The sequence below is a fragment of the Acetobacter persici genome, from assembly GCF_018256955.1.
Lineage (GTDB): Bacteria > Pseudomonadota > Alphaproteobacteria > Acetobacterales > Acetobacteraceae > Acetobacter > Acetobacter persici.
This window is the reverse complement of record NZ_JAERKU010000015.1, coordinates 45,478-63,504: the sequence shown is the minus strand read 5'-3', so window position 1 is coordinate 63,504 and position 18,027 is coordinate 45,478. Positions and strand designations below refer to the sequence as shown.

The window sequence follows — 18,027 nt, the reverse complement described above, 5'->3', positions numbered from 1 at the left end:
GTTCTTGAACAGCACGGGACACAGGCGGAATATGAGCCCAGAGCCCAGAGCCCAGAGCCCAGAGCCCAGAGCCCAGAGCCCAGAGCCCAGAGCCCAGAGCCCAGAGCCCAGAGCCCCCGGAAGACTCAGACTGTTTTCTTCCTGCTCGTAACCGTGTGGAAAAGAAAAAAGATTTTCTGTCCCTGCTTACGCTGCTCACACAGAATGAACAGACGCCTCACGCTCCCAGAACCGCAGTTTCCGGCAGGCGGCCACAAACCCATCCGCATCTTTTCCGGATTTCAGTTCAATCACGCCCCCATCCACCGCATCATCGACCACACCGGCACGTTTCAGCAGCGGCAGGGCGTCAGACGTGTAGCCAATAAATTTGGCATGGGCATAAGCATCCGTCACAAAATCCCGTGCATCGGCATCCTGCGCAAGCTGCTTTGCGCCGTCGGCGGAGGGCAGAAGAACCACCGCGTCAAACAGCACGGAGGGGCCGCCCGGCACACGCTGGGCCGCAGGCACATGCTTGCCATCAGCGGTTTTGATGCCGCCAATCTGCGGCGCAATCAGTTCGATTTCAGCGCCTTCCGCTTTTGCGGCTTTCTGTAAGGCTTCCAGCAAGGCCCCATCGGCCCCATTGGTTGTCAGCACACCAATTTTGCGGCCTTCAAAGGTTTTGGGGCCATTTTTCAGGATGCTAAGAGCCGGGGAGGGCGGCAAATCAACCACCTTCCGCGCAGGTGGTGCGGCGTCTGGCAGCGTGTCCAGCCCCAGGCCGTCTGCTACGGCTTTCGCCAGCCCTTCATCAATAGTGCGCAGGTGAGAGACGACGCGGCTGCGGATCGCGGGTGTTTCCACCTTGCTCAGTTCAAAGGTGATGGCCATTTGCACATGCGTCTGCTCCACCTCGGTCTGGCTTTTGTAAAACTGGCGGGCCTGACTGTAATGGTCCGCAAATTTTTCAGACCGCACCCGTTCCTTCTGGCCATTTACGTCCGCCGGGAACGTCCTGAACCCCTTTTCAGGGTTTTCACGCGGGCCACCAGCCTCTCCACCCCAGGAATTCGGCTCGTAGTTCACACGCCCTTTCGGGTTATGCATGGCCATATGCCCATCCTGCTGAAGGGTATGGAACGGGCATTTGGGCGCATTGATGGGGATATGCGTAAAGTTTGGCCCACCCAGCCGTTTAAGCTGCGTGTCGAGATAGGAGAAGTTGCGGCCCTGCAAAAGCGGGTCGTTGGTAAAATCCACACCCGGCACAATATTTTGCGTGCAGAACGCAACCTGCTCGGTTTCCGCAAAGAAGTTATCTACCATGCGGTCCAGCACCAGACGCCCCACGGGCTGCACCGGTAGCACTTCTTCGGGGATCAGCTTGGTGGCATCCAGAATGTCGAACTCAAACCGGTCCGCAAATTCGTCGTCAAAAAGCTGAACACCCAGCTCCCATTCCGGAAAATTGCCGGACTGAATGGAATTCCATAAATCACGACGATGAAAATCCGGGTCCGCCCCGCTAATTTTCAGGGCTTCATTCCACACAACCGACTGCAAACCCATTTTTGGTTTCCAGTGGAATTTGGCGTAGGTGGACTGGCCCGCCTTGTTTACAAAGCGGAAGGTATGCACCCCAAACCCTTCCATAAAGCGGAAGGAGCGGGGGATGCCCCGGTCGGACATCACCCACAGGATCATGTTCATGCTTTCCGGGGTGAGGGAGATAAAATCCCAGAAATTATCATGCGCGGACTGCGCCTGCGGAAAGGCCCGGTCCGGCTCTTCCTTCACCGCATGCACCATATCCGGAAACTTGATGGCATCCTGAATAAAGAACACGGGGATATTATTCCCGACAATGTCCCAGTTGCCTTCCTTGGTATACAGCTTGACGGCAAAGCCACGCGCATCCCGCGCGAGGTCGGTCGAGCCCTTGCTGCCCGCCACGGTAGAAAAGCGGACAAACGCCGGAACGCGCTCGCCCTCACGCTGCAACACATCCGCGCTGGTAATGTTGGAGAGCGAGTTGGTCAGTTCAAAATAACCATGCGCTCCATAACCACGCGCATGCACAACCCGCTCCGGGATGCGTTCATGGTCAAAATGGAACAGTTTTTCCCGAAAATGGAAATCTTCCATCAGGCTCGGCCCACGCGCACCGGCCTTCAGCGTGTTCTGGTTGTCAGAAACCGGCACACCCTGCTGCGTTGTCAGGGTCGGGACGTCACCGCCCGCCGTCTGGTGCGTTTCTCCGCCCGCACCGCGCTGCACGGTTTCCTCTCCCAGCGTCACGGTTGTCTGGTCAGTATGGGCTGATCTGGCGCTCATGGTCATCTGCCTTTGCGTGCTGGACTATAGAATAAGGGTTCAGTTCAGAATGATGCAGTCTTAAGGCCACCTTTTTAGGCTGCACAAAATGCCGCACAGCGTTCAGGGCGTGCAAAACGGGGTCTGCTCAGGCCTGCACCTCAAACCTGTTCCATCATGGGTCTGCTCTTCAAACGTCACGCTGGCGCTAAGGTTGCCTGCCCCTCTGCGGCATCTGGCGGATAAACCCTATTCAGTTTTCAGGGGTGTCCCGGTTGTGGCCCTGCGTGGTCACCCATAGCGTTCCGGCACACTTGTCCGCAGCGTCTCTTTTCAGCGCATCGCGTCCTCCGTCACACCCACACATATAAAAGACCCTCAGAATGCAAACCCTGCTTCTCGACAGATCAACATGGGATCTGGTGGTTGACGCCAGCGGCAGCATTGCCGTCGCGTCAGCGCCCTACGCCGTCGCCCAGAACGTCGCCTGCGCGGTGCGCGTCTTTCTGGGGGAGTGCTGGTACAATACAACACTCGGCCTGCCTTATCTCACCGCCATTCTGGGGCGCACCCAGTCCGCGGCTCTGTTCCGCGCGGATGTTGAGCAGACGGCCCTCGGTGTGGACGGCGTGGCGCAGGCTGTCTGTGTTCTCACCGGCCTCAGCCCGGCCCGCCGCCTGTCCGGTGTAATCCAGCTTACTCTTACCGATGGGAGCCAGACTGTTGTCAGCCTCTGAACCCTCTGCCAGCCTGTCCTCCTCCGGCACAGCCTCCTCCGGCACAGCCTCCTCCGGCACCACGTCTGTCCCGGCTCCTGTGCTGGATGCCACGGGCTTTATCATGCCGGAAGAAGCCGATATGCTCACCGGCGTTCTGGCCGATATCAACGCCGCTTTTGGCAATACCCTGACAACGGAACTTTCCACACCACAGGGCCAGCTTGCCATGTCGCTCACCGCCATTCTGGGGGATGCGTATGACCAGTTTCTGGCCCTCGCCAACGGCGTGGACCCGGCCCGTGCTGAAGGCCGGATGCAGGATGCCATCGGGCGTATTTATTTCATGTCCCGCCTGCCTGCCACGCCCACAACCGTCATCTGTGTCTGCACCGGTGCGGCGGGTACGGTCATTCCGCAAGGCTCGCTGATTACGGATCAGTCCGGCAACAGCTACACAGCGAACACGACCCTGACACTGGATGGCACCGGCACAGCGCAGGGGCTGTTTACCTGCACCAGCGCGGGGGAGGTTGTGTGCCCGGCTGACAGCGTGCGTATCAGCCAGTCCGTGGCCGGGTGGAGCGGGGTGAATAACCCGGTTTCTGGCGTTACGGGCCGCGCGGTGGAAAGCCGCACAGCCTTTGAGGCCCGGCGTAAAACATCGGTTGCCGCAAACGCCATTGGCCCGCTGGATGCCATTTCCGCTGCTGTTCAGGCTGTCTCCGGGGTGACGGATGCCTATGTGACAGATAACAGCACCGCCGCGAGTGTTACGGTCAATGGTGTAACACTCGCGCCGCATAGTCTGTATGTGTGCGTGAATGGCGGCGCGGATGCGGACATTGCTCTGGCTATTCTGCGCAAAAAGCCTCCGGGCTGCGCCTGTAATGGCAGCACCACCGTCACGGTCACAGACCCGGCCAGCACCTACGGAACACCACCGAGCTACACAGTCAGTTTTCAAAGGCCTGTTGCCACGCCGGTCTATGTCACAGTGCGTCTCGTTGCCTCCGCTGCCGTGCCGTCAACCGGGACATCGGATATTCAGGCTGCCGTACAATCTGTTTTTCTGGGGGATGATGGCGGAACCCGCGCACGGATTGCCAGCACACTCTATGCAAGCCGGTTTTATGCAGCCGTCTCGGCTCTTGGGGGATGGGCCCAGATTACGGAAGTCACGCTTGGCACCAGCGCAAACCCCACGGGTCTGTCCGTGCAGATGCAGGCAAACCAGATCCCGACGCTGGACAGCACCACCATCAGCGTGGAGTTTGTCTGATGCTGAGTGTGCAAAAAACACTCCTGTCGCAATATGCCTGCGCGCCGGGGATCAACGCGCTCATTACCGCGTGGAATCAGGCTTTTGACCCGGCGAATCTGATTAGTGAGTGGTATGACCATATCTGGAACATCGCCACGGCGCAGGGGTATGGGCTGGATGTGTGGGGCCGGATTGTCGGCGTTCAGCGTGTTCTGACAATTTCGTCTGAAAATTTCATCGGGTTTTTAGAGGCGGCTGACCTGACGGAACAGGGCTTTAACACGGCTCCCTGGTACAACGGCACAGCGACAAGCAGCAATGTGCGCCTGTCTGATGAAGGGTTCCGTCAGCTCATTTACGCCAAGGCAATGGCCAATATCACGGATGGTTCTGTCCTCAGCCTGAACGCCATTCTCATGGCGCTGTTTGCCGGGCAGGGCGATGCGTGGGTGGAAGACCACGGCACAATGAGCATGAGCTACGTTTTTAATTTTATCCCGACCGATGTGCAGATTTCCATCATTCAGAGCAGCGGCGTTCTGCCGCGTCCGGCCGGTGTGGCCGTCTCTTACGCCATCAGGGGGCATGCATGAAGCAGTCTGATTTTCCTGCCCGTCTCGCCACACCCATTGCCGCGAATGCTGCGGGGAGTGACATTGCGGCCATTCCCGCAACACAAGCCCATCCGGGGGATGGGACGGCCTCGCTCGCGCTGGGCTTTCCGCCGGAAACCTTTATAGCCCGTTCCGCCGGGGGCGTGCCCCCGCGCGGGCAGGATATGAACGGCCTGCTTAACCTTATTTCCAAAATTCTCCGCGCATATCAGGCTGGATGCTGGGGAATGTTTGATTCGGGCTTTGCGCAGTCCATCGGCGGCTATCCCGCCGGTGCTGTTGTGTCGGGGACTACTCCCGGTACCTTCTGGGTTTCCACAACGGATGATAACGTCTCCACCCCCGGTGCGTCAGGCGCTGCATGGCAAAACCTGTTTACCGGATATCTGCCTTTGTCCGGGGGCGTTGTCTCCTGGCTGACAGTGGAGGGGGCGCTGGTGCAGGAAGGGTTTGACGGGGTCTTTGCGCAGGCCAGCCCCACGAACCCGCAAATCGGGGATTATATCAACTATCCAACCTTTTCTTCCAAAGCCAAAGGGCGGGGCGGGCAGTTTTCAATGGGCCTGCAGGAGCAGGTGGGCACAACCTTCCGGGCTGTGCTCTCCCTGCAATTTAATGACGGGACATGGCGTTATATCCGGTGGAGCCAGAACCAGCGCCTGAATGACAGTCAGTACGGAGATGTCGCGTATGTGTCAGACCTGCAAAACTATGCCGCCAGATCTGATCTCCAGAATTACGCCACACACGCGGACCTGCAAAATTACGCGCCCGCCTCAAGCCTGCAAAACTATGTCGCGGCGACAACCTACGCGAGTGACTTCGCAACATCTGATAATCGTGTGATCAATCTGGCCTATGGCCACCGCATACAGGCGTTTACAGTGCCTAATGTTGTCCATGCCGGAAGTGGCACAAATTACGTGACGTTCCCCGTTGCGTTTTCCGGCACGCCTGTCGCGGTTGTCGCCAATGCCAGTCAGAACGGGGATATGGATGTATGGACGTACAACTGGTCCAGCACACAATTTGCCATCAATATTCCGCCGGACAGTAATTCATCCAATGAAACTGTCTCGATTATTGCGATCGGACCACGCTAATGACAGACATAAAAACACTTTATCCAGACCGTTATTATGCGGCGTATGATCTGTCAGCCACCCAGCCCACTCCGGTAACAGGCTGGTATGATACATGGGGGATGAGCAGCGTCGCAACCGTCCCGCCTGCGTCAAACCTGCTTCCCGTCAGCGCGGAAGACTGGTCTGATACCACGTCTTTCCGCCTGCCGAAGGGCCGCGGCGTGCTGGCGGGAAAAGTGATTGACTACACAGCCCCTATCCCGCCCGTGCCGCTGGCAACACAGGCCCGCAACGCACTCGCCACGGCCCGCCAGACCGTGTGGGAAGAGTATGGCGCCCTGAATGACCCGACCCCGCAGGTGTGGGTGGATTACCTCAAAGCTCTGCGGGCCATTGCACAAGGGCAGGAGACAAGCTGCACAACCCTGCCGGAGCCCCCGGCATGATCCCGCCTCTGCCGTCCCCCAACTGGCAGCCCGCCCCGGCCCGCACACTTCCGCTCACACCGCCGCCCGGCCTGCGTCTGCGGGGGCTGGTGGCGGAAGACCTCTGCCTCGCATGGGCGCCCAAAGCCAGCGGCGATAATCTGGATTTCAGCCTGAACCCGGAAAACTGGCTCTATGGTACAGGAGATTCCCTGACCTCCGTTTCCGCCCGCGTGCTCACGCTCACCGGGGCCGTGACAGACCTGACCGTTCTGTGGGCCACGCTTTTGCAGGGGCAGGCCTGTCTTTTTCTGGGGGGCGGCGTGCCGGGCACTGTGCAGCAGGTTCAGGTGTGCGTTACCACGCAGCAGGGGCGCAGCCTCGTGCAGCCTGTCTCGGTGGCCATTCTGGCGGACACTCCGGCGGCGCAGCCGCAGCCCGTCCCGCGTCTGGCCGATGGTACGCCCGTGCCCCCCAATGCTCTGGCGTTGCCGGGCGGTGCGATCCTCACCGGTCCCTCCGGAACCCCTTATCTTATCGCGTAACGGGAGAACCCATGTCCGGGTCAAACAGTTTCACGGCATCCACGCCCAGTGGTATGCCGCTTTCGGCGTTGCCAGTGCAGTCTCAGCCTGCCCCGGCTGATCTTGTTTTTGGTATCTTCAGCGGGCAGGGGCAGTTTGTCCCGCAATCTGCCATCTGGACAGGAGCGGTCTCCAAAACAGGCGATACGCTCACAGGCTTGCTGAGCTGCGCTCTTGCGCCGACGGATAGCACCCATCTGGTCAATAAAGCGTATGTGGACGCACAGGGCGGGCAGGTGAGCGGTATTGTCTCAACCCTCGTCACACAGGCGCAGGATGCCGCCACACAGGCGCAGACAGCCTCCTCCCGCGCGGCCGGAGCCGCGTCAACCGTTGTTTCGGCACAAAAGGGGGTCCCCAATGGCCTCGCCACACTCTCGCAGGAGGGCAATCTGGTGCTGGGTGGTCTGGACTGTCTGGGGGTGCGGAACGGGCATGTGCTGATGGCCATGGACCTCCCCACCACAGATCCCGGCATCTCCGGTGTCTGGTGGAATAACGGCGGCTATCTCTGCATTTCACAAGGCACTTCTGCATGACATTTCTTCTCAAAACCCGTTTTCTTCTCAGCCTGTGTTCCGGTGTCGCGCTTGTGGCAGGGGCCGGGGTTGCGGCATTTGCGCGGCCTAATCATCTGCTCCCGCAATATCAGGTGCTTGGTCAGGCAACACAGTCCGCGCAGTCCACGGATACGGCGGTGACTGCCACCGCCAACACCACCACAACCACCACACCGACATCTGCCGTTCCGTCTTCCGGCTCTGGTGCAACCGCGTCTACCCAGACGGGGGCTTCAGCCTCCTCAGCTTCGGCCTCGCCTCTGCTCGCCAGGACGGCGCGTCTGCGCAGTGTTCTCATGGCGTCCCCGCTGGCCAGCAGCGCCCCCACCTATGGCCCCACCCGGCCTCCGGGTGGGCTGGATGCGGCAACCGGCGTGCCGGCTTTGTGGCAGAATGCGACCATTGGGCAGATCGGCGCGATGGCGGATGGCAGCGTGCAGCAGTCGGACAAGAATAGTCCAAACGGCGTTGCGGGGCTGGATGCCACCGGGGCAATGACAGCCCCGGTCTCGGGGGATCTGTCCTCCGCCACCGCACGGATTAGCGCAGCCGGGGCCGTTGGCAGGCCGCTGGCCGAACGCTTTGCCGACCAGCTGAACGCAAAGGATTTCGGTCTGGCGCTGGACGGTAAAACGGATGATACCGCCGCCCTTCAGGCCGCCAAAAATGCTGCGGCGTCCGGCGCGGTCATTCAGCTTCCCGCCGGAAAACTCGCGCTGAAATCAGCACCTACGGGCAGCACGCCCAACCTGTGGCAGGCGAATGGCACCTTGCAGGCGGATGGCGGCCCGCTGCTCAGTCTGGGCACGGATGTGCTGGAAAGCACGCTGGAAGGCGGGAAATATTTTGTGCGCGGCCAGACAGCGGCGGATATGCCCCCGGTGCTGCGCAAGGATCTGGATATTACGCATTCTGGCGGCACGGCCGGATTTGTCATGAATCTGGAAAAAGGCAACTGCACCATCCCGTCCGTGGGGGCCGCACTGAATGATTATGTCTGGTGCCACTCCACGGTCCTGAATAGCGCCGCCTTTGGTGGCGGCCAGCATGTGGCGCAGGCCAGCATGGCGCAGAGACCCGCCAATGCGCTGGCGGACGGCAAAGGCTCCCGCTCCCAGATCTGGGCCGGGTATGATGAAACCCGTGATGATACCGGCCAGCCTTCCAATATTGCAGGCAGTCTGGTGGGGCGGGAAATTGATGTTTATGCCAACGCGGATGATCCCAATAACTGGCGTATTGGCCTCCAGCTTCAGATTGCCGGAGCAGGCAGCACCGGCACCCCCGGCCGCATTGGCAAAGGCATTGCGCTGGGCAATAATGACAGCACAAGTGCGTATGGCATCATGATTGATGCGGCAGGCCGGTTTGATACTGCGGGGATTGACCTCTCCCGCAGCACGCCGGTCAATAATGCGCCGGTGCTGAACATTGGCGCAAACCGGAATCTTGCGTTTAGTGATGATCACAAACCACATTTTCAGTTTGATTCTGCTGCCTATACCCTGCGCTACTGGTATGACACCACGCCGCTGTTTTCCGTCGGCATGAACGGGGATGTCACCACCGCGATTGCCAACCCCGGCAGTGGTGTGGCGTGGACACTGGGCGGACAGGCGCTGATCGGCCTCAATCTGAGCAGCCTGACTACACCGGAGGCCATGCGTCTGGGGGCAGGGCAGGCCCTCTCATGGGAACCAACGGCTGTTGTGCAAACCCGTTTTGCTGACGGCAAACTGACAGAGCAGGTCGCCGCCGGAGTGGCCCGCACGCTGGACACGCAGGGGAATGAGACCATTCCCGGTGCCGCCCATAACAGTCAGACGGTCGTCAGCCTCAGCCAGCCCACCGCATCCGCTTTTGTGGCACAGGGTAAGGCCGCCATCGGGCTGGATACCACGAGCCTTACCGCACCGGATGCGCTGCGTCTTGCCGGCGGGCAGGCCGTATCGTGGGAGCAGACGGCAGCCGTGCAAACCCGTTTTGCCAACAGCACATTGCAGGATACATGGGGCGGGGCGGTTCTGCGCACGCTGGACCAGAGCGGGAATGAAACCGTGACGGGCAGCACCCTGAACAGCGGCATGACCACCCATGTAAACAACAGTTCCGCCAGTGCTGTGACAGTGACTGGCACGGCTGGCATCGGGGTCAATCTGTCCGGGCTGGCAACAGCGCAGGCTCTGCGGCTGGGCAGCGGTCAGGCTGTGGCGTGGGAGCCTACGGGGGTCATCACCACCGGCTACACCGCCACCGGTCTGCGGGACGCCAATGGCAGCACAACCCTGCGCGCGCTGGATACAGCAGGGAATGAAACGCTGAGCGGTGCTTTAACCCCTGCGGCAGGTGTCCGCCTGCCCACCTTCTCCCGTGCGGCCATCAAAGGCATGAGCAACCTGCCCATTGGCACCACCCTGTACGATGCGGATGACGATACCCCGGCCATCTACACCTCCGCCGGGTGGAAACTGGCGACGCTCAGCGCGATTCCCTGATCCCTGATTGTCTGAGCGTCCGCTCACGCCCGGTCTCCGGCCCTCTCAGGCTGTAAAAACGGCGCGGGGGCGGCCCGGCAGGCGGCTAAAAAAGACGGATTGATCAAAGATAGCTTCCGTAATCTTATAACATTTATCCTTCATGGGAATAAGTGTTATTATTTTTGAGAAAACCTGACTCAAAAAAGGTTTTTCAGATCCCTCCGGGTGGAAACAGAATGCCCTGCCGCACTTACAGGCACAGCATTTTTCCTGTAGAACGGCAGCCAGTGACATTTTTCAGACATATTTCATCATAGCCCTTTCACGGCTGCCGCTCAGACCTGTTCAGCTCAATGGATCTCAAACGTCATGGCGCAAATTATCGTCTCCTCCGGTCAGTCTTCCTCCGGCCTGACCATCAGCGGGAATGACTCCCTGCTCGTTCAGTCTGGCGGCACAGTGCAGAATACTGTTCTGCAGGGCAGTGAAAACGGCATGGGCAACGGCCCGACGGAAGAGGTGCAGGGCAGCAGCATCGGCACACAGATTGGCAGCGGCTCCCAGACGATTGACGCTGGCGGCTCCGCCCTGAGCGCCTCGGTCGGCTCGGACGGTGTTCAGGCTGTGCAGAACGGCGGGTCCGCCAGCTTCACCACAATCCAGAGTGGCGGGGAAGTTGACGTCGGGGATCAGGAGGCAGATCCGGACGCCGCTCTGGCCGTTATCACTTCCGCAACCGTCCAGTCCGGTGGTGAGCTTGATATTTATAATCAGGGCGTCGCGTCCGGCACAGTGGTTTCCTCCGGCGGAGGGCTGGATATTGCCGAAGGCGGGCTGGCGTCCGGCGATACTATTCTCTCAGGCGGTGTTCTGCTTGTCGGGCTGGGTGGGTCCGCCACGCATGAGACGGTTCAGGCTGGCGGCCTGATTATCAAATATGCCGGTGCAACGCTCACGGACACCAACACAGATGGCGTTCTAGCCGGTGTTGTTGTGATGAATGATGATGATAGCGTGGTGTCCTCATGGCTTCAGTCCGGAGATGCAACGCTCAATAATCTCGATCTGTCCACATTAAGTGGCCCAAATGAGTATGAAGGGCTGGATGTGTTTGTCGGGGGTGGAGAAACCGTCAACACCCTGACGCTGAACTCCGGCATGGACGTCGATATTGCCGGCACCGTGAACGGCCTGACGAGCGGATACGCCGATGTCTTTCAGGGTGGCGTTCTGACGGGTGTTATCTCTTCTGTTGAGGTGACAAATCAGGGTGGCCTGATTTCCGGCGCAACGCTGACCCAGAGCGCCAGTCTGGTCAATTCGGGCGGACTGGTTGCGCAGGTCACGGTGGAGAGCGGCTCCTTTGTGACGATTGGCATGCAGCCGCAGCAGGACGATGATGATGATGACGGCCCCACCCTGCCTGCCGCACAGGCTTCGGGCATGGTCGTTCTCTCCGGCGGGCAGATGACGGTTCTCTCCGGCGCGAGTATTGCCGGGGATACCATTTCTTCCGGCGGCTTTGTGTATCTGTCCGCCGGAGCCTCCGCGTCTCATGAAACCATTGCCGATGGCGGTATTCTGATCCGTGAAGGCAATACGACCGTCAGCAGCATAGATGGCACGCTGGCCGGGCTTGTGGTGGCGGACAACAGGGGGGCTGTCAAACAGGTCTTCTTCCAGTCGGGCTCTGCCACGCTCAGTGGCCTCACGCTGGATATAGGCAGTGTAGCTCCGTCCGGCGGCACCGTGACAGTGGGGTACGGTGAAACGGTTGAAAGCCTGACCCTGACGGGCAGCAGCTACACCACCCTTAATATTGCAGGCACAGTATCCGGCCTGACGGCAGCGGGCACGCAGGCAACCCTCCTGCAGGGCGGCGTTCTGGGCGGTACCCTTGCCAGAAGCAGCCAGACCGGCGTGAACTGGTTCTCCGTGACGAATAGTGGCGGCAGCATTTCCGGTGCGGTTCTGACCAGCGGTGTGAGCCTCGCGAATGCCTCTGGCCAGATTGACGGGCTGACAGTGGCCAGCGGGGCCACGCTGTCATCAAATGATATGAACATGACCGGGGTTGTCGTGCAGAGCGGCGGCACGCTCCGGATTGATTCCGCAACCGATATCGGGTCCGCAGGCGGGGTGCTGGATATTGGCGCCAGCCTGTTTCTGGGTCAGGGCATCAGCGCTGTCGAGTCTGGCGGCAGTCTTATTGTGTCCAGTGACGGTACTGTGGTGCAGACGTACACGCTGGACACCTCGGACGGCACACCCATTCTGCTGAATACAAGCAATGTCGCCATTTACGGGGAGACAAACTATACGCTGGCGGCGGGGCAGATTGTCTCTGCCGGGCAGATATCCTCCGGGTATGTTGTCAGCGCCGCAGGTGTGCAGATGGTGTCCGCCGGTGGCACCAGCCTCAGCACCACCATTCTTGGCAGCGGGCAGGAAGTGGTTTTTTCCAGTGGGGTGGCATCCGGCACGATTGTTCATTCGGGCGGGACGGAGACCATCAGCGCTGGTGGGTCGGCTGTCGGAGGCGTGATTTCCTCTTATGGGTCTGAGGTGATCTCAGCCGGTGGTTCCTCCCTGCAGACCGACATCCTGTCTGGGGGCGCCCAGAATGTGACCACTGGTGGCACCGCATGGTCCGCCACGGTTGAAACGGGCGGCACGCAGACTGTCAACGGCGGGACTGCGTCCGGCACACAGGTCAGCGGATATCTGTCTGTTTATGGTGGTCAGACTGTCTCTGCCGTGGTGTCCGGCGGCGCGACGGAAAATGTTGTCAGTGGTCAGGCGGTTGCCACCACCGTGCAGAGCAACGGCCAGATGGAGGTTGCACAACACGGTTCGGCTGTGAGTGCCGTTGTAGAAACTGGCGGGTTCCTGACAGATGCGGCCGGGGTGATAACCGGGACTACCGTCCAGTCCGGCGCAACGGCGCAGGTTTACGGGGCATCGTCTTACGTCTGGAGCAATGGCAGTTCGGTTGCAAGCACGGTTGTTGGCTCTGCGGTGTCAGACACCGTTCTGTCTGGCGGTGCCCTGCTGGTCGGTTCTGGCGGACGTGCGTCCGGGGATGTCATTTCCTCCGGTGGCTATGTGGAAGTGCTGTCCGGCGGCACCATTGCCAATGAGTCCGTGCAGAGTGGCGGCGTGATTATTCTGGATAACGGCGGCACCGTAACAGGCACCAATACCTCCGGTGTGCTGGCGGGCGTTGTGGTGCGGGACGGGCAGGGGAGCCTGATTTCCGCCATTGTGCAGTCGGGTGACAACACGGTCCATTCGCTGGATCTCACCTCGGTCGGCAGCGCCAATGTGGTCCACAGTACTCTGGTTGCTTCGGGTGAGACGGTCAGCGGTCTTTCGATCGGGAATTCCGGACTGTACAGCTATCAGAACACGCTGAGCATCGGGGGTGTTGTTTCCGGTCTTGCGATCAGGAACGTGAATACGACGATCCTGTCCGGGGGCGTGCTTGAGGGAGATGTCGCGCTGACAGGCGGCACAAACTCCAGTGAGACTCTTTACCAGTATACTTCTGTTGAGAATTCGGGCGGAACGGTATCCGGCGCGGACATTTTTCAGAATATCACACTACGGAATGAAAGTGCTGGTATTCTGAGCCACGTCACCATTCATAGTGGCGCGACGCTTCAGACGGTGGGGAACACTCTTTCTGACGTGCTCGTGCAAAGTGGCGGCACGATAGAGGGCTCTTTCCAGAGCGGTACCGGCCAGACGGGCGGCACTCTGGATGTTGGAGCGCACTTCGTAACAGATTCTAATCTGTCAACAACGGTTGAGAATAACAAATTCTCTCTCTCAAGCTCAGGCACACTCCTTGAGCAGTTCAATATTGCTCTTTCTTCTGATGCGCAGACTGGTGAAACCGGCGTTCTTCTGGCGGGCAATAATGGATATTCTACAGTCGCGGAAGGGTACGTTGTCAGCGCGGGCCAGACATCAACCGGGCTGGTGGTGCCGGGTTCTCATGCGCTGGAGGTTGAGGCTGGTGGCACCAGTGTAGACGCCACGCTGTCTTCCCCCGCCAGCAACGGGTCCGGGACGATGGAAGATGTGTGGGGCAGCAGCCTTAGCACGCATGTCCAGAGCCAGACACAGCAGGTTATTCACTCAGGGGGCGTCAGCCTTCAGGCGACAATTCAGGACCACGCACAGCAGACCGTTCAGTCGGGCGGTGTTGCGTCCGGCGCCACACTGAGCGGGTGGTTTGCAGAGCAGACTGTGCAGAGTGGCGGCAATGCTGTCAGTGCGGTGCTGTCAGACGGCGCGCAGCAATATGTTGACACGGGCGGTTCCGCGCTCAGCACAACACTGGCGTCCGGAGGTGAAGAAGTGATTTATTCGGGTGCGATTGCATCCGGGACCGACATTCAGTCCGGCGGGGTCACCTATGTCTACCAGCAGGCTACGCTGGATGGGTTTACCGTTGAAAATGGCGGCAGCCTGAGCGCGTATGGTCAGGTGCTGCACGGGACTGTGGAGAGCGGTGGCACCCTGAACTTTTTGAGCGCGTTGTCCGCGTCCGGCGGCAGTGTGGTGGCTACGGGCGTGACGGTGGATCTCGGGGCGCATATGACATTTGCCTCCGGTCTGTCCGGCCAGATTGAAAATAATACGCTGGTGCTGACCAGCGGTGGCGTCGCGGTGGAAAGTTTTGCCCTTGGTAACCTGCCGCCCAATGCCGGAGGGGAAGCCCCTTTGCTGAAAGAAGTCACGTCCGGCTTCCAGACTTATTATGAACTGGATGATGGCACGCCCTGCTATTGCCCCGGCACGCTGATTGCCACCACCCGTGGCGAGGTTGCGGTGGAAGATCTGAAAATCGGGGACCGTGTGGTAACGGCCTCCGGCAAACGCCGCCCCATCCGCTGGATTGGTAACCGGGCGTATTCCGGCCGCTTTGCCGCGACCAACCCGGATGTTCTGCCCATTCTGTTCCGGGCCGGGTCACTCGGGGTCGGGGCCTCGGGCGAGGCTCTGCCACGGCGGGATTTAAGGGTCTCCCCGCTGCACGCCATGTATCTGGAGGGCGTTCTGGTGCCCGCGCAGGCGCTGGTGAATGGCACGTCCATTGTGCGGCTGACGCAGGTGGATCACGTGGCGTATTTCCATGTTGAGCTGAAAACGCATGACATTCTGCTGGCGGAAGGTGCTCCGGCGGAAAGTTTTGTGGATGATGATAGCCGCGGCATGTTCCACAACGCGCATGAGTATGCGGAGTGCTACCCCAATGAGCGTAAAGCCACCGTGCAGTATTGCGCGCCACGGGTGGAAGACGGCGCGCAGCTTGAGGCCATCCGCCAGCGCCTGAACAGCCTGCCGGTGGCGCAGTGCGTCAGCACAGCCCGCGCCGGATAAGCCGGATGCGGGAGTGTCTCCCTCAGGGAGACGCCCCGCAGCTTGCCGGAAGGGTGTAGGGTGTCCTCACTAAAACCCCCAGCAAAGTCTAAGGGAACGCAATCCCGGCGCGGAAAGACTCTGCCAAAGCCCCAGCCAAACCTTCAGCCAGTGAAGGGTGCGCGCGCATCTGGGCCGAAGCCAGACACTGCGCCTAAACCTCAGCTTAAGCCTGAGCCGGAGGCCCCGCGCCAGAAGAAGCGTGATGTAGCTTCTGAGGTCCGGAAACCGCGTGCGCGGAAAACTGCCGTAAAACTGGCGGCCTCGCCCCGTGTCGGGCCAGCGCTGGCGCGCCTGCGCGCACGCCAGAGAGCGGCATCTGCCAGAAGAACACGCGCAAAACAGCCGGAACAGAAAGCCGCTCCGGAGCGGATCTCTCAGGCAAAGCCGCGCAGCCGGAAACCGGACGGCAGGACAGCACCAGTCTCACCTGCGGTTCTTCAAAAAGCCCGCGCCCCTAAAACAGAGAGCGCGAAACCTTCCGGGGGCACACTGGCGCAGACCACATCCGTCACACCGCCGCAGGCCATAAAAGCGGAACAGCCTTCCGGGCCGCGCTTCCCGCCTTTGCGGGGGCATCTGGACGTGCGGGAGCGCGGGCGGCTGGCGGGCTGGGCCAGTGATGGTTCCGGCAGGCCGGTGCGGCTGCGGGTGCTGGATAATGGCATAACGCTTGGCACAGTGCTGGCGCAAACCTTTCGGGCTGATTTGAAAAAAGCCGGATTTGGCGAGGGTCAGTGCGCCTTTGAATTTATTATTGAAGGCGGCCTGTCCGACACGGAAGATCATGCCATCCGCGTGGAACGGGTGGAAGATCACGCGGCCCTTGTCGGCTCCCCGTGGATTGTCCGGGCAAAACGCCAGCCTGTGGCCCCGGCGCGGGCCGTCGCCCCGCTGCCGTTACCATCAGCAGAGTGCGGGCAGGGCTATCTGGATTATGTGGACCATCGGCGTGTCTGCGGCTGGGCGCAGGATGCCGCGCGCCCCCACCTGCCGGTAACAATACAGATTCTGGATAATGGTGTTCTGGTCACGCGGGTTTTGGCAAACCGCTACCGGGGGGATCTGGATGTGGCCGGGTCTGGCGGTGGCCGACACGGGTTTGACTGCCTTCTGCCTGTGCCCTTTACCCCCACAGAGCGGCATGTGATCCGCGTCCTGCGGGATGAAGACGGCGTGGAACTGCGCGGCTCCCCGTGGGTCCTGGACCCTGTTGCGGAGCTTGGGGCGGATGTGCAGGACGCCTTTGCCCGTATTGTCCAGAATCTGCATGGCCGAAAAAACTCTGAGCAGGCGCTGGGGTTTCTCATGGAGCAGGTGACAGCGCTGAGGCAGAAAATAGCGGATCAGGCGACGGGCCGCCCCCGCAAGGCACAGGAGCGCGACCATGCTGTGCGCTCTGGCACCCGTGCAGCCGGGAAAGCGAAGGCACAGGCGGCAGGGCGTATCCTGTTTGTGGATGACTATTTTCCCGATCCAACGCGGGATGCCGGGTCTCAGGCCATTTTTTCCCACATGCAGGCGGCGCAGGCACTGGGGCTGGAGGTGGTGTTTGCTGCGTCCCGGGAGCAGGTTGCGCCCCCGGCTGCACGCGCCCTGCTGGAGCGGGCGAAAATATCGGTCTGGAGCCTGCCCTTCTGTGCGTCGGTTGAGGAAGGGCTGAGGCTGGAACAGCACGGTTTTGCCTGCGTGTATCTGCACCGTGTGGGGATTGTGTCCCGCTATATGGATCTGGTGCGGCTGTACCAGCCCAAAGCGCGCGTGATCTATAGCGTGGCGGACCTGCATTTCCTGCGGCTGGAGCGGCAGGCGCGGGAAATGGAACAGCCGGAACTGCTGCCCCGCGCAGCCAGAGTACGGCTGCTTGAAGGGCTCGGCGCATTGCAGGCCAATGTCACGCTGACCCATTCCCCCGTAGAGGCTGCGCTGCTGCACCAGCTTGCGCCGGGCGCGCGGGTTTGCATCGTGCCATGGTGCGTGCAGGCCGTGCGCAAAAAGCCACGTCTGGCCGGGCGGCGCGGCGTGGTGTTTGTGGGGCATTACGCCCATGTGCCGAATGTGGATGCCGCATTCTGGCTGGTGCGGGAGGTCATGCCGCTGGTCTGGGCGTATGCGCCGGATATGCCATGTGTGCTGGTGGGTAGTTCCATGCCGCCTTCCGTGCAGGCGCTGGCAGGCCCGCAGGTGCAGGCTCTGGGGCATGTGCCGGATCTGGCGCCGCTTTATGCGCAGATGCGGGTGGCGGTTGCGCCCCTGCGGTTTGGGGCTGGCGTGAAAGGCAAGGTGCTGGACAGTTTTGCGGCGGGCCTGCCGTGCGTCATGACGCCTGTGGCGGCTGAGGGCCTCGCTCTGCCGGAAATTTTGCAACCCCTTGTGGCACGGGATGCCGCCGGGTTTGCGCGCGTGATTCTCGCATTGCAGGACGATGCGCGGGCAACGGCTGTGGCGCAGGCCGGGTGGCAGTTTGTAAAAGAGCATTTCTCCCGGAAAACCATAACAGGCAGCCTGAAAACAGTCTTTTTATGACGATTTCGTGCTGCCGCGTGTTCTGCTTGATCCGGCCGCCGCCGCTCC

At 60.6% G+C, this 18,027-nt stretch carries 12 protein-coding genes; 11 read left to right on the top strand and 1 reads right to left on the bottom strand.

Annotated features, from left to right (window positions below; all coding sequences use genetic code 11):
• Positions 1–195: 195 nt before the first annotated feature.
• Positions 196–2,319: a catalase gene (locus JK199_RS13515; RefSeq protein WP_212376924.1), complete on the bottom strand. Its 2,124-nt coding sequence runs from the start codon at positions 2,317–2,319 to the stop codon at positions 196–198.
• Between the two features lie 88 nt (positions 2,320–2,407).
• Between JK199_RS13515 and JK199_RS13510 the strand changes: the two genes are divergently transcribed.
• The 11 genes from JK199_RS13510 (at position 2,408) to JK199_RS16015 (ending at position 17,979) form a co-directional block, all read left to right on the top strand.
• On the top strand, positions 2,408–2,599 hold the full coding sequence (locus tag JK199_RS13510) for a hypothetical protein (RefSeq protein WP_212376921.1): 192 nt from the start codon (positions 2,408–2,410) through the stop codon (positions 2,597–2,599).
• A gap of 82 nt (positions 2,600–2,681) precedes the next feature.
• Positions 2,682–3,035, top strand: a complete 354-nt coding sequence (locus JK199_RS13505; protein WP_025826863.1) for a hypothetical protein — start codon at positions 2,682–2,684, stop codon at positions 3,033–3,035.
• A 103-nt stretch (positions 3,036–3,138) separates the two neighbouring features.
• Positions 3,139–4,296, top strand: coding sequence for a baseplate J/gp47 family protein (locus JK199_RS13500; protein WP_342356335.1), 1,158 nt, complete (start codon positions 3,139–3,141; stop codon positions 4,294–4,296).
• On the top strand, positions 4,296–4,871 hold the full coding sequence (locus tag JK199_RS13495) for a DUF2612 domain-containing protein (protein WP_212376914.1): 576 nt from the start codon (positions 4,296–4,298) through the stop codon (positions 4,869–4,871). Before JK199_RS13500 ends, JK199_RS13495 begins: the two co-directional genes overlap by 1 nt.
• Positions 4,868–5,995, top strand: a complete 1,128-nt coding sequence (locus JK199_RS13490; protein ID WP_212376911.1) for a phage tail protein — start codon at positions 4,868–4,870, stop codon at positions 5,993–5,995. Before JK199_RS13495 ends, JK199_RS13490 begins: the two co-directional genes overlap by 4 nt.
• Positions 5,995–6,423 (top strand): hypothetical protein, encoded by a 429-nt coding sequence (locus JK199_RS13485; protein ID WP_244985165.1) that lies wholly within the window; start codon positions 5,995–5,997, stop codon positions 6,421–6,423. The genes JK199_RS13490 and JK199_RS13485 overlap by 1 nt, the downstream gene beginning before the upstream one ends.
• Positions 6,420–6,947, top strand: a complete 528-nt coding sequence (locus tag JK199_RS13480) for a phage fiber-tail adaptor protein (RefSeq protein WP_212376908.1) — start codon at positions 6,420–6,422, stop codon at positions 6,945–6,947. Before JK199_RS13485 ends, JK199_RS13480 begins: the two co-directional genes overlap by 4 nt.
• 11 nt (positions 6,948–6,958) lie before the next feature.
• The gene (locus tag JK199_RS13475; RefSeq protein WP_212376904.1) at positions 6,959–7,525 is read left to right on the top strand and encodes a hypothetical protein; all 567 of its coding nucleotides are present in this window, start codon (positions 6,959–6,961) and stop codon (positions 7,523–7,525) included.
• A complete protein-coding gene (locus JK199_RS13470; RefSeq protein ID WP_212376901.1) occupies positions 7,522–10,041 on the top strand; it encodes a hypothetical protein in 2,520 nt (839 codons plus the stop codon). Before JK199_RS13475 ends, JK199_RS13470 begins: the two co-directional genes overlap by 4 nt.
• A gap of 351 nt (positions 10,042–10,392) precedes the next feature.
• Positions 10,393–15,414, top strand: a complete 5,022-nt coding sequence (locus JK199_RS13465) for a Hint domain-containing protein (RefSeq protein WP_212376898.1) — start codon at positions 10,393–10,395, stop codon at positions 15,412–15,414.
• Between the two features lie 150 nt (positions 15,415–15,564).
• On the top strand, positions 15,565–17,979 hold the full coding sequence (locus tag JK199_RS16015; protein WP_212376895.1) for a glycosyltransferase: 2,415 nt from the start codon (positions 15,565–15,567) through the stop codon (positions 17,977–17,979).
• Positions 17,980–18,027: the final 48 nt, after the last annotated feature.